Origin of the sequence: Paenibacillus harenae (assembly GCF_030812415.1) — a bacterium.
Classification (GTDB): Bacteria; Bacillota; Bacilli; order Paenibacillales; family Paenibacillaceae; genus Pristimantibacillus; species Pristimantibacillus harenae_A.
Map to the genome: position 1 here is coordinate 620,718 of NZ_JAUSST010000002.1, position 11,963 is coordinate 632,680.

Here is an 11,963-nt window from a genome sequence, read left to right on the forward strand (position 1 = left end):
ACTGTGCTTAAGCATCTTCGAATAATAATGAATTCAGGTATCTCTTGTTGACAGAGGTGACGTACAGATGGACGTGTTTAAGGAAGTTCACTCGGCGAAGGGACCTTCGCTTTTTTTGTTGTCCGAATGGGGAAAAGCTAACCCGGATTTGACGGCAGGCTTCACGGGCCGCAATGGCGGCGTGAGCGGCGGGCAGTGGCGATCGCTTAACGTAGGGCTGCATGTCGGCGATGACGCAGCGGTTGTCGTAGCTAATCGGCAGCGGCTTGCGGACGCCATCGATTGGCCGTTCGAAGCGTGGACTTGCGCGGAGCAAGTCCATGGCAACAAAGTGTACAAAGTGACTTCTGCCGATAAGGGCAAAGGCAAATTGTCGCTTGATGACGTAATCCCTGATTGCGACGCGATTATGACGAATGAGCCTAACGTGCTGCTCACCTCGTTTTACGCCGATTGCGTGCCGCTTTATTTCTACGATCCGGAGCACGGGGCGGTTGCGCTCGCTCATGCCGGCTGGAGAGGGACGGTCCGGCGAATCGCCGAGGAGACGATCCGGGCGATGGAGAAGGCGTACGGCTCGAAGCCTGAAGCGCTTATGGCTGCGATTGGACCGGCTATCGACAGCTGCTGCTATGAGGTAGACGGCGTCGTGATTGAACAAGTGGAAAAGGTTATTGCATCTCTCGGCCTTAGCGCAGAAACGGCCGATATCGTGCTCCAGAAGAGCGATAACGGCAAAGCTCACATTAACTTGAAAGAAATAAACCGACAGATTATGATAAAAGCAGGAATTTTGCCGATCCATATCGAATTAACAAAGTGGTGCACGGGCTGCAGACGGGATTTATTTTTTTCCCATCGCATGGAGAACGGCTTAACCGGCCGGATGGCCAGTTGGATCGGCATTCGCGAAAGGTGAGGCATATGAGTCATTTATCGGAACGAATGAAGGAAGTAGAGCTGCGAATCGAGCAGGCATGCCGCAGGGCAGAACGCAATAAGGAAGATATTAAAATTATTGCGGTGACGAAATACGTGTCCACGGAAACGACGCTTGCCGCCGTAAAGGCAGGCCTTGCGCATCTTGGCGAGAATCGATGGCAAAATGCGCGCGACAAGTGGGAGGCGCTTGAGAGCGAGGCCGTGCAAGGCATCATTAACAGGCCGACCTGGCACTATATCGGATCGCTGCAGACGAACAAGGCGAAAGACGTCGTCGGAAAGTTTACATACATTCATTCGTTGGACAGGCTGTCGCTTGCGCAAGCGATCGACAAACAAGCCGCCCAGCTAGACATTATCGTACCTTGCTTCATTCAAGTGAACGTGTCGGGTGAAGATTCCAAGCACGGCTTAGAGCCGGATCGGCTATTCACCTTCGTTGAGGAGCTGGCGCAGTTCTCTTCCATTAAGCCAATCGGGCTAATGACGATGGCGCCTTACGAAGCCGAAGCTGAAGGGACAAGACCCGTATTCAGGGCTTTAAGGGAGCTCCGGGATGCGCTTGATGAACGCGCTCAAACGTCAAATTCGATCAATACGATTACGGAATTATCGATGGGCATGTCGAATGACTTCGAGGTGGCGATAGAAGAAGGAGCAACGTGGATTCGTTTAGGCACCGTATTAATAGGTAAAGAGGAGGAATGAGCAATGAGCGTCATGAACCGGTTTATGAATTTTCTTGGCTTGCAGGAGGAAGAAGAAGTTGTAGAGCGTGAGAGAATACCGCAGGTGGATGAACAAGAACCTGAAACTTCGCCCTTCGAAACGCGTAAAAATACGAAGAGCAATAACGTAGTCAGCATTCATTCGCAGAAAAATGTAAGAGTCGTGCTTAGCGAGCCGCGTTCCTATGACGAAGCGCAGGAAATTGCCGACCATTTGCGTTCGCGTCGGGCCGTCATCGTTAATCTGCAGCGCGTTCGTACAGATCTGGCCGTACGCATTGTTGATTTCCTTAGCGGCACGGTGTACGCTTTAAGTGGCAACATCTCGAAGCTTGGGCCTAATATTTTTCTATGCACGCCGGAATCGGTCGAAATTCAAGGCGCTATAACGGAGATGTTGGCAGAGGAGAACGATTACACTAAAATGAGGTGACCCCAAAGTTGTTTATGAGTCCTGCAGGTTTTATCGGAACGCTTATCAGCATATACAGCTTCCTGATTATCGGTTATGTGCTGTTGTCTTGGTTGCCAAACGCCCGTGAGAGCTTCATCGGCGTCTTCCTAGGCAAGATCGTCGAGCCTTACCTTGGTATTTTCAGAAGATTTATACCGCCAATCGGCGGTATGCTAGATATATCGCCAATCGTCGCGATCTTCGCCCTTCGTTTCATCGGGCTTGGTTTGACGGCTGTAGTCGATTTTATCTTCGGATTATTTTAGTAAGGGAATGACTTGTGATGAAGCAAGCCATATATAATCATTTTCACCCCGACGAGAAAGCTTTCGTCGATCGGGCGATGGAATGGGTTGAGCGGTCCGCACAGCAGCATGAGCTGAAGCGGACCGATTTTTTGGACCCAAGACAAATGGAGATCGTTACGATGCTCGTTAACCGTAACGCGGACGTTGCTGTTCGGTTCGAAGGCGGGTATCCGGAAGCGGAACGCATGCGTGCCATAATCGGACCTGATTACCGGGATCTGGACAGCGAGCAAGCGGGCGTGGCCGTGCTGGCTGTCAATAGTCCAACCCAAGGACAGCTTGAGCTAGATCATGGCGATTACTTAGGCGCGTTGCTAGGGCTTGGCATTAAGCGCGACCGGATTGGCGATATTCATGTGCATGATGACTTTAGTCATATTATTGTCACGGACGAGATTGCCGATTATTTAAATATACACTTGCGTCAAGTGCATCGTGTGAACGTGCTGACCGATGTGCTTCCATTGTCCGAGCTGAGAACCGTTATTCCGAAGCTTGAAGAAATGAGCCTGTCCGTGGCTTCGATGAGACTGGACGGCATTGCAAGCGATGTATACCGGATTAGCCGCTCCAAGATCGTCGATCCGATAAGGGCTGGAAGATGCAGGGTGAATTGGAAGGCGGAGGAGGACCCGTCGGAATCGCTAAAGCAAGGTGATGTCGTTTCTTTCAAGGGGCTAGGCAGGTTTAAAGTGCTTGAAGTCGACGGTGTGACAAAAAAGGGCAGAATTCGCGTTAAAATCGGCAAATTTATTTAACGGATTGCAGGAATTCAGTCGCCGCTGTCGAAAATGTTCTCAACAATGGTACAAGCCGGATGCCAGCAATACAATACCTTGAGGAGGTGCGCCAATGCCGTTAACGCCATTGGACATACATAACAAAGAGTTTGGACGCAGATTACGCGGCTACGACGAGGATGAAGTAAATGAATTTCTCGATCAAGTCATCAAGGACTACGAATCGATCATTCGTGAAAATAAAGAGCTGCAAAATCAAATTCTGAATGTTCAAGAGAAGCTGAATCATTTTACGAACATTGAGGAAACGTTAAGCAAGACGATCATCGTAGCGCAGGAGGCTGCCGATGAGGTTCGCAACAACGCGAAGAAGGAAGCGCAGCTTATTATCAAGGAAGCGGAGAAGAACGCTGACCGCATTATTAACGAGTCGCTGTCCAAGTCGCGTAAAGTGTCTCTGGAAGTCGAAGAGCTTAAGAAGCAAGCATCGATCTACCGGGCGCGTTTCCGTACGCTTGTGGAAGCGCAGCTCGAGCTTCTTGGCCAAGACGGCTGGGATACGCTGGACTCGCAGTCCAGACATGCGGAGATTGAACTGCAACGCGGGTAATGCAGCGAATAAATGGGCAGCGTACCATTTGACAATTGGCAGTCCGATACGCTATAACTATTAGTAATTGTTAAGTTGTAACTTCGTTGACGAGAAGGAGTACGCTTGTCAACCACTCCTCAGAGAGCCGGCGGCTGCTGAAAGTCCGGCGAGTGGTCCATGCGGAAAATCATCTCCGAGAAGCGATGCCGAAAGCTATAGTAAGCATCGACGGCTGTCCCCCGTTATAGGGAACGCGAATGATACGTTCGCGACTAAGGTGCCGCGTGATAAGCAGGGTCTATGATCTAGACCGCGCTATATTCGGCTTGTCCCGACTTCACGGGGCAAGAGCGGAACAAGGGTGGTAACGCGAGCAAGCCTCGTCCCTTTTTTACAGGGGACGGGGCTTTATTTTTTTTATGAAGAGTTTTGACTATGAGGGAGATGAAGCGATGGAACGCGTAGATGTGAAGGAACGCGCCCGCAGCCGTGAGCTGCGCGTGCTGAACCAATGGAGAGAGAACGATACGTTCAAGCAATCGATTGCGAATCGTGAAGGAAAGCCGAATTTCGTATTTTATGAAGGACCGCCTACCGCGAACGGAGCGCCTCATATCGGTCACGTGCTGGGCCGCGTTATCAAAGACTTTATTTGCCGTTATAAGACGATGGCAGGTTATCGCGTTATTCGTAAAGCCGGCTGGGATACGCATGGCTTGCCGGTCGAGCTTGGCGTAGAGAAGCAACTGGGCATCTCCGGCAAGCAGGAAATCGAAAATTACGGCGTAGAGGAATTCGTCAAGAAATGCAAAGCGAGCGTATTCGAATACGAGAAGCAATGGCGCGAGCTGACGGAAGCAATCGCGTACTGGACGGATCTCGACAATCCATACATCACGCTGAAGAACGAGTATATCGAGAGCGTATGGCATATTCTCTCCAATATCCATGGCAAAGGGCTGCTTTACCGTGGACATCGCGTCAGCCCGTACTGCCCGGATTGCCAAACGACGTTAAGCTCGCATGAGGTAGCGCAAGGGTATGAGGATGTAAAGGACCTTAGCGCGACGGTGAAGTTCAAGCTGGAGTCGTCGGGCGAGTATGTGCTTGCATGGACGACAACGCCGTGGACGCTGCCTGCGAACGTAGCGCTGGCCGTTAATCCGGAGCTGGACTATATCCGTGCGGCTAAGAACGGCGAAGTGTATATCGTAGCTCAAGCTTTGGCGGAGAAGGTTTTGAAAGAGGATTATGAGACGCTGTCGGTCGTAAAGGGCGCCGAGCTTGTAGGTCGGCGTTATTCGCCGCCATTCGGCTATGTGCCTGTCGAGCGCGGCCATATCGTGATCGCAGGTGATTTCGTCAGTGATTCAAGCGGTACAGGCATCGTTCATATTGCGCCAGCGCATGGTGATGACGACTACAAGGTATCGCGCGAGAACAACATCAGCATGCTGAGCGTCGTTGATCTTGCTGGCCGTTACGTTGCCGAGGTTACCGACTTCGCAGGCCGTTTCGTGAAGGATCCGGAGCTTGATATCGATATCGTGAAGTCGCTCAGCGAACGCGGCTTGCTCTATGGCAAGGAGCGTTACGAGCACAGCTATCCGTTCTGCTGGCGCTGCAAGACGCCGCTTATCTATTATGCGATGGAGAGCTGGTTCATTAAGACGACAGCGGTGAAGGATCAACTGATTGCGAACAACAATAGCGTCGACTGGTATCCGGGACATATCCGCGAAGGCCGCTTCGGCAAGTTCCTGGAGGATCTGGTGGACTGGAACATCAGCCGGAACCGTTATTGGGGAACGCCGCTTAACGTATGGGTGTGCGAAGCAACGGGCAAGGAATACGCGCCGAGCAGCATCGCAGATCTCCGCGAGCGGGCCATAGATTTCGTTCCGGAAGATATTGAATTGCATAAGCCTTATGTCGATGAGATCAAGCTGAAGTCGCCATTCGCCGAAGGCGCAGTAATGACGCGCACGCCGGAAGTGATAGACGTCTGGTTCGACAGCGGCTCGATGCCGTTCGCGCAGCAGCATCATCCGTTCGAGAACGAGCAGCAGTTCGCCGACCAATACCCGGCGGACATCATCTGCGAGGGCATCGACCAGACTCGCGGCTGGTTCTACAGCTTGATCGCGGTATCAACGCTGTATAACGGCAAAGCGCCTTACAAAGCGGTTATCTCGACGGGACATATTCTTGACGAGAACGGCCAGAAGATGTCCAAGTCGAAAGGCAATGTTATCGACCCATGGGAGATCATCAACGAGTACGGCACGGACGCCTTCCGCTGGGCATTGCTTGCCGATAGCGCGCCTTGGAACAGCAAGCGCTTCTCCAAAGGCATCGTAGGCGAAGCGAAATCGAAGGTCATCGACACGATCGTCAACACGCATGCCTTCTATGCGCTGTATGCATCGATCGATGGTTTCGACCCTGCTGCGCATCCGGTTAACGTCTCTGCGAACAAGCTTGACCGCTGGGTATTGTCCCGCTTGAACAGCTTGGTTCGTACCGTAAATAAGGGTCTTGAAGTCAATGACTTCCTTAACCCTGCCAAATCGATCGAAACGTTCGTCGATGAGCTTAGCAACTGGTATATCCGCCGTTCGCGCGACCGATTCTGGGGCAGCGGCTTGTCTCAGGACAAAATAGCCGCTTACCAGACGCTTCAAAGCGTGCTGCTGACGTTGTCCCGCGTTATCGCGCCTTACGCGCCATTGCTCGCGGAAGACGTATACGGCAACCTCGGCGGCAGCGGCAGCGTCCACCTTGCCGACTATCCGCAAGCTGACGAATCCGCAATCGACGAGACGCTCGAACGCGATATGGAGAGCGCGAAGCAGATCGTCGAGCTGGCGCGCAACGTTCGTAACGAGACTGGCATCAAGACGCGTCAGCCATTGTCGGAACTGATCGTTTCCCTTGACCGCGAGTTCGATGTAGCGGGCTACGAGGATATCGTGAAGGACGAAATCAACGTGAAGACGATAACGATCCAGAATACGGACAGCGGCTTCGTCGACTTCGCATTCAAGCTGAATCTGAAGGTTGCCGGCAAGAAATTCGGCAAGCATGTCGGCCCCATCCAGGCATACTTGAAAGGATTGACGGCAGAACAAACGAGAGCGACAGTCGGCGAAGGAAGTTTAGTCTTCACGAGCGCTGAAGGCGAGGCGCTGACGATTGCAGTGGATGAGCTTCTTGTGGAGAAACAAGCGAAGTCCGGTTTCGCCTCCGCATCGGGAGGCGGCATTACTGTCGCATTGAACACGGACATTACGCCTGAGCTGGAACAAGAGGGCTGGGTACGCGAAGTAATCCGCGCCGTGCAGGATACCCGTAAGAAGCTTGATCTGCCGATCGAGAAGCGGATTGATCTCGTGCTTTCGGTTGACGGGGAGCTGTTGGTTGCGCTAACGGCATTCGATGATGTACTTCGCGACAATGTGCTGATCCAATCGGTTGCTTATGAAGAACTGGCGGAGATGGAACGCGTGACGCTTGGCGACAAGAAGATTGGAATTTTCATTAAAGGTTAAGGTTATCCTATAGAGAAGTATGACAAGCGAAGAACGAGCGCCGCAGCACTGCGGCCGCTGCCCTCAAGCAGCAATGGAAGCCCGCTTGACCGCAGTAGTGGCTGCGGCCAAGCGGGCCTCGTTTTTTTGCGAAGATAATGCGTTAAATGGTTGTTATTGGTGTAAAAATCCCTATGCAGCTTTTTTTAACCATCGCATTCGCTTGCCAAGGAGGAGACTTCTCATGAAACCGACAAACGACGATATAGCCCAATCAACCGAGGCCGAGGACTTCGATGAAGTTCAATCGTCTTTAAGCAAACTTGATAAACGTCTGCAGCATATCGCATCGGAGATGGAGCGGACGCATATCGCAGAGTATGTCGATCTGCTGAACCGCCCGTTCTCGCTTATATGGCGCAATCTGCTCGCAGGTACGGCAAGAGGCGTCGGCATCGCGATCGGCTTTACTTTTTTTGCCGCAACGATTCTTTATGTGCTTCGTATATTAGGAGCGCTTAACTTGCCGATTATCGGCGATTACATAGCGGACATCGTAAGAATTGTACAAATACAGCTTGAAGGAAAAACCTATTGAAGCTCGTCCGATTCCGGATTCTCGAGACTATGGTCGCCTTCGCCGGTTTCCATATATCGGTTATATTCCCGGTTGCGAACGACGGATAAATGACGTCCGGTTATATCGGTAGCAAGGAAGCTCTCGATTGATTCGACGTAGCCGTCGTTTTCTTCGGCTTCGATGCCTACATGATCGTAATCGGTTACGTCACGGTTCTCTGACATGGCAGGCGAATCGGTATTGCCATATTGCTCAACGATTTGCCAAGCGTCTTCGCCGTCGAAGCCGTTATAGCCATCTTCATGATCGTCCATGCTCGTTCTGCCGAATGGAGGATAGAGAAAGGGCTCTTCGGCTGGACGCCTATCGGATACAATCTGGCGGGGCGCGTACTCGATACTGTAGAGCGTATCGGGTGCAGCCTCCAGTCGTTCAAATGGAATAGGCTGACCGGATGCCTTGCATATGCCATAGGTGCCATTGTCCATGGCGGCAAGCGCAGCGTCGATCCGTTCAAGATGAAGCTCTTCTTGTTCATGCAAGGCAATATCCTTCTCCCGTTCATAGAGCTCGGTGGCCGTATCGCCGGGATGGTTGTCGATCGGCGTGAGCTCCCCCGTGCCGTAGCGAAGGGATGAGGCTAGACCGTAATGATCGTTACGCGATAATCGGTTCTCGATCTCGCGCCGTTCGTCTTCTAGTCTCATGCGCAGAAGCGCAAGCTGGGCGCTTGTTAAGGTTGTCATTTACGACACCGTCCTTTGTTGTGAACATGATTGCTTCTTTAGCTTTAGCAGCAGAGCTTGTTTTCAGTATGGACTTCGATGGAAGATGGACAATGAAGTTCGCTGGCTCAGGTAGTCCGGGATATGCTACAATTATTTGGATGATCCGGACAAGCTTCAAAGAAAAATTAGGAGTGATAAGATGCGCCTTTACTTTTATTGGATTGCGGTGGTTGTGTTTGTACTTGATTATGTAACGAAAAAAATCATTGCAACCCAATTGGAAATTGGGGAACAGATCAGCATCATCGGCAACTTCTTCTTAATTACATCGCATCGCAACCGCGGCGCTGCTTTCGGCATTTTACAGGACCAACGAGTATTTTTTATCATTATTACAACCGTAGTTCTGACGGGCATCATCTGGTATATTCAGGCCATGCGGAAGTCGTCCAAGCCATGGCTGTTAACCGGTCTAGGACTTGTTCTAGGCGGTGCGCTGGGCAACTTCATTGACCGTATTCGTTTCGGCGAGGTTGTTGACTTTCTGCAGTTCAACTTCGGCTCGTATTCGTTTCCGATCTTCAATGTAGCGGATTCCGGAATAGTCGTCGGCGTAATTCTGATCTTGATCGATACATTGCTGACTGCCCGCGATGAGAAAAAAACAGTGAACAACGGAGAGGACAAGGATTCTAACAAACATGAGCAACAGCCTGTTTAATGAAGAGACGTTGGAGTGGGTCGTAGCGCCCGAGCAATCGGGCGAGCGCATCGATAAGTATATAACGGAAAGCATTGATTCGGAAGGCATATCGCGTACGCAAGTGCAGGAATGGATTAAGTCCGGAGCGGCCGTTGTCGACGGACAGACGGTCAAAGCGAACTTCAAAGTGTCCGAAGGCAATGTTGTTCAGCTCACAATTCCGGAACCGGAAGATGCGGCTATTTTGCCGGAAAATATTCCGCTCGACGTCATGTACGAGGACTCGGACGTAATCGTTGTGAATAAGCCGCGCGGCATGGTCGTGCATCCTGCGGTCGGTCATTCGTCGGGGACGCTCGTCAATGCGCTTATGTTTCATTGCAAAGATTTGTCGGGCATTAACGGAGTCGTCCGTCCCGGCATCGTGCATCGCATCGACAAGGATACGACGGGACTGCTCATGGCCGCGAAGAACGATCTCGCGCATGTGTCGCTTGCACAGCAATTGAAGGAACACACGGTCACGCGCAAATATATGGCGTTAGTACACGGCAATCTGCAGCATGACCAAGGAACAATCGATGCGCCGATCGGCCGCGATTCGCGCGACCGCAAGCTGTTCACCGTAACCGATCATAACAGCAGGCATGCCGTCACGCACTTCGTCGTGCTGGAAAGAATCGGTACGGATTACACGCTGGTTGAGCTTCAGCTCGAGACGGGACGTACGCATCAAATCCGCGTTCATATGAAATACATCGGTCATCCTCTTGCGGGAGATCCTGTATACGGGCGAAACAAGACGGTTGCGCTGAACGGACAAGCGCTGCATGCGGCCGAGCTTGGATTCGCGCATCCGCGTACGGGCAAGCGGCTGGAGTTTACGGTACCGATTCCGGCAGATATGGAGCATGTATTGAATAGTTTGCGTTTGCGATAAAGCGAGAGCTTGTCGCGCAATAGTGCAAACTTTTCGCTACATTATTCATTATTTCATTGCCAGAAGTACGATATTCTATTGATATCATTGAGCTAAACTTATGAAGGATAGGTGACGATACGCAAATGACTTCCATTAATCAGAACTATTTGGAGCTGCAAGGCAGCTACTTATTCTCCGAAATTGCGAAACGCCGTACGAAATTCATTCAAGAAAACCCGAACGCGGAAATAATAAGCCTGGGCATTGGCGACGTAACGCGCGGCTTGCCTGACGCGGTGCTGAAAGCGATGCACGGCGCGGTGGACGAGCTTGCGGCGCCGGGATCGTTCCGTGGCTACGGTCCGGAGCAGGGTTACGATTTCTTGATTAACGCGATTATCGAGAACGACTACAAGGCTCGCGGTATCGATATCGCGACGAACGAAGTGTTCGTCAGCGACGGTTCGAAATGCGACGTGGGCAACATCCAGGAAATCTTCAGCGAAAACAGCATCGTTGCCGTACAAGATCCTGTATATCCGGTATACGTCGATACAAACGTTATGGCTGGCCGCTCCGGCAAGTATAATCAAGAGACGAAGCGTTATGAAAATATCGCTTACCTCTCGTGCACGGCCGAGAACGACTTCAAGCCAAGCTTGCCTGACCGCAAGGTCGACATTATTTACCTTTGCTACCCGAACAATCCGACTGGCATGACGCTTACGAAGGAAGAGCTTAAAGTATGGGTTGACTACGCGAAAGCGAACAACTGCATTATCCTGTACGATTCGGCCTACGAAGCGTTCATCCAAGAAGAGGACGTTCCGCACAGCATCTATGAAATCGAAGGCGCGAAGGAAGTGGCGATCGAGTTCCGCAGCTTCTCGAAAACAGCGGGTTTCACAGGCGTACGCTGCGCATATACCGTTGTGCCTCGCGAGTTGAAAGGTCTGGACGCGGCCGGCAACGAAGTGCTCATTAACGATCTCTGGAATCGTCGCCATACAACGAAGTTCAACGGCGTATCGTACGTTACGCAGCGCGGCGCCGCCGCCATCTACTCCGAAGAAGGCAGAGAGCAAATCAAAGCGCTAGTTGATTACTACATGACGAACGCAGGCATTATCCGTGACGGTCTTGCTTCAATCGGCTTGGAAGTGTTCGGCGGCGTCAACGCTCCTTACATTTGGCTGAAGACGCCGGGCGGCATGGATTCCTGGTCGTTCTTCGACAAGCTGCTCTCCGAAGCTAATATCGTAGGTACGCCGGGCGTTGGCTTCGGCCAAAGCGGGCAAGGCTACTTCCGCCTTACTGCCTTCGGCAGCCGTGAAAATACGGAAAAAGCAGTTGAACGTATCCGCAAATTAAGCCTGTAATAGAAAGCGCTGCTCTTGCTTACGGTGCGGGTTAGATGCGCACTCTTTATCATTGGAAATGATCCAACATTGCTTGACAAGTTTTGTCGAACGTGGGATAATTCTTTTGATAAACGGCAGTACCTTTAACTCAGTCCCGTGAGGCTGGCAAGGTAGCGTGAATAATAGGTTGATGAATCGATAACGACAGGTAGGACATCCCATGGCAGCGCCCTCTGAGACGAGGGTGCTCAGGGCATGACCCACTATCTTTTCACGACCGATCACAAAACTCCTTGCGAAATTGCAAGGAGTTTTTTGTGTCTAGCGCGACAGCAGGACAAGGGCGGCAAAGCTTAAGGCTTGAACGACGGATCA

12 protein-coding genes and 1 other annotated feature are annotated in these 11,963 nt (G+C 51.6%); of the genes, 11 read left to right on the plus strand and 1 reads right to left on the minus strand.

Annotation, left to right across the window (positions count from 1 at the left end):
- Window positions 1–67 precede the first annotated feature (67 nt).
- The 8 genes from pgeF (at window position 68) to J2T14_RS07715 (ending at window position 7,892) form a co-directional block, all read left to right on the plus strand.
- On the plus strand, window positions 68–919 hold the full coding sequence (gene pgeF / locus J2T14_RS07680; protein WP_307469496.1) for a peptidoglycan editing factor PgeF: 852 nt from the start codon (window positions 68–70) through the stop codon (window positions 917–919).
- 5 nt (window positions 920–924) lie between these two features.
- Window positions 925–1,650: a YggS family pyridoxal phosphate-dependent enzyme gene (locus J2T14_RS07685; protein WP_307469498.1), complete on the plus strand. Its 726-nt coding sequence runs from the start codon at window positions 925–927 to the stop codon at window positions 1,648–1,650.
- 3 nt (window positions 1,651–1,653) lie between these two features.
- Complete coding sequence (locus J2T14_RS07690) at window positions 1,654–2,103, plus strand: cell division protein SepF (protein ID WP_307203816.1); 450 nt, start codon at window positions 1,654–1,656, stop codon at window positions 2,101–2,103.
- A gap of 14 nt (window positions 2,104–2,117) precedes the next feature.
- Entirely contained in the window at window positions 2,118–2,390 is a 273-nt protein-coding gene (locus J2T14_RS07695; protein ID WP_307203817.1) for a YggT family protein, read from the plus strand.
- Between the two features lie 17 nt (window positions 2,391–2,407).
- Window positions 2,408–3,190, plus strand: coding sequence for a YlmH family RNA-binding protein (locus tag J2T14_RS07700; RefSeq protein WP_307469501.1), 783 nt, complete (start codon window positions 2,408–2,410; stop codon window positions 3,188–3,190).
- A 94-nt stretch (window positions 3,191–3,284) separates the two neighbouring features.
- Entirely contained in the window at window positions 3,285–3,782 is a 498-nt protein-coding gene (locus J2T14_RS07705) for a DivIVA domain-containing protein (protein WP_307469504.1), read from the plus strand.
- 77 nt (window positions 3,783–3,859) lie between these two features.
- Window positions 3,860–4,155, plus strand: a binding site (T-box leader).
- A gap of 61 nt (window positions 4,156–4,216) precedes the next feature.
- Window positions 4,217–7,315 (plus strand): isoleucine--tRNA ligase, encoded by a 3,099-nt coding sequence (gene ileS / locus J2T14_RS07710; RefSeq protein WP_307469506.1) that lies wholly within the window; start codon window positions 4,217–4,219, stop codon window positions 7,313–7,315.
- 223 nt (window positions 7,316–7,538) lie between these two features.
- Entirely contained in the window at window positions 7,539–7,892 is a 354-nt protein-coding gene (locus J2T14_RS07715; RefSeq protein WP_307469508.1) for a DUF5665 domain-containing protein, read from the plus strand.
- On the opposite strand, the gene J2T14_RS07720 is transcribed toward J2T14_RS07715, so the two are convergent.
- Window positions 7,886–8,620, minus strand: a complete 735-nt coding sequence (locus J2T14_RS07720) for a TraR/DksA C4-type zinc finger protein (protein ID WP_307203822.1) — start codon at window positions 8,618–8,620, stop codon at window positions 7,886–7,888. The two genes, J2T14_RS07715 and J2T14_RS07720, sit on opposite strands and share 7 nt — an antisense overlap.
- Before the next feature lie 181 nt (window positions 8,621–8,801).
- Here J2T14_RS07720 and lspA point away from each other — a divergent pair, with 181 nt between their 5' ends.
- The 3 genes from lspA to J2T14_RS07735 all read left to right on the plus strand — a co-directional run bounded on the left by lspA (window position 8,802) and on the right by J2T14_RS07735 (window position 11,606).
- Window positions 8,802–9,323, plus strand: a complete 522-nt coding sequence (gene lspA / locus J2T14_RS07725) for a signal peptidase II (protein ID WP_307203823.1) — start codon at window positions 8,802–8,804, stop codon at window positions 9,321–9,323.
- The gene (locus J2T14_RS07730) at window positions 9,304–10,245 is read left to right on the plus strand and encodes an RluA family pseudouridine synthase (RefSeq protein ID WP_307469510.1); all 942 of its coding nucleotides are present in this window, start codon (window positions 9,304–9,306) and stop codon (window positions 10,243–10,245) included. The genes lspA and J2T14_RS07730 overlap by 20 nt, the downstream gene beginning before the upstream one ends.
- Window positions 10,246–10,370: 125 nt before the next feature.
- Window positions 10,371–11,606 (plus strand): LL-diaminopimelate aminotransferase, encoded by a 1,236-nt coding sequence (locus tag J2T14_RS07735; protein WP_307469512.1) that lies wholly within the window; start codon window positions 10,371–10,373, stop codon window positions 11,604–11,606.
- The last annotated feature ends 357 nt before the right edge of the window (window positions 11,607–11,963 follow it).

Bases quoted from the DNA above. Each gene is read 5' to 3' on its own strand.
- pgeF (WP_307469496.1), top strand. From the start codon at position 68: ATGGACGTGTTTAAGGAAGTTCACTCGGCGAAGGGACCTTCGCTTTTT.
- J2T14_RS07685 (WP_307469498.1), top strand. From the start codon at position 925: ATGAGTCATTTATCGGAACGAATGAAGGAAGTAGAGCTGCGAATCGAG.
- J2T14_RS07690 (WP_307203816.1), top strand. From the start codon at position 1,654: ATGAGCGTCATGAACCGGTTTATGAATTTTCTTGGCTTGCAGGAGGAA.
- J2T14_RS07695 (WP_307203817.1), top strand. From the start codon at position 2,118: ATGAGTCCTGCAGGTTTTATCGGAACGCTTATCAGCATATACAGCTTC.
- J2T14_RS07700 (WP_307469501.1), top strand. From the start codon at position 2,408: ATGAAGCAAGCCATATATAATCATTTTCACCCCGACGAGAAAGCTTTC.
- J2T14_RS07705 (WP_307469504.1), top strand. From the start codon at position 3,285: ATGCCGTTAACGCCATTGGACATACATAACAAAGAGTTTGGACGCAGA.
- ileS (WP_307469506.1), top strand. From the start codon at position 4,217: ATGGAACGCGTAGATGTGAAGGAACGCGCCCGCAGCCGTGAGCTGCGC.
- J2T14_RS07715 (WP_307469508.1), top strand. From the start codon at position 7,539: ATGAAACCGACAAACGACGATATAGCCCAATCAACCGAGGCCGAGGAC.
- J2T14_RS07720 (WP_307203822.1), bottom strand. From the start codon at position 8,620: ATGACAACCTTAACAAGCGCCCAGCTTGCGCTTCTGCGCATGAGACTA.
- lspA (WP_307203823.1), top strand. From the start codon at position 8,802: ATGCGCCTTTACTTTTATTGGATTGCGGTGGTTGTGTTTGTACTTGAT.
- J2T14_RS07730 (WP_307469510.1), top strand. From the start codon at position 9,304: ATGAGCAACAGCCTGTTTAATGAAGAGACGTTGGAGTGGGTCGTAGCG.
- J2T14_RS07735 (WP_307469512.1), top strand. From the start codon at position 10,371: ATGACTTCCATTAATCAGAACTATTTGGAGCTGCAAGGCAGCTACTTA.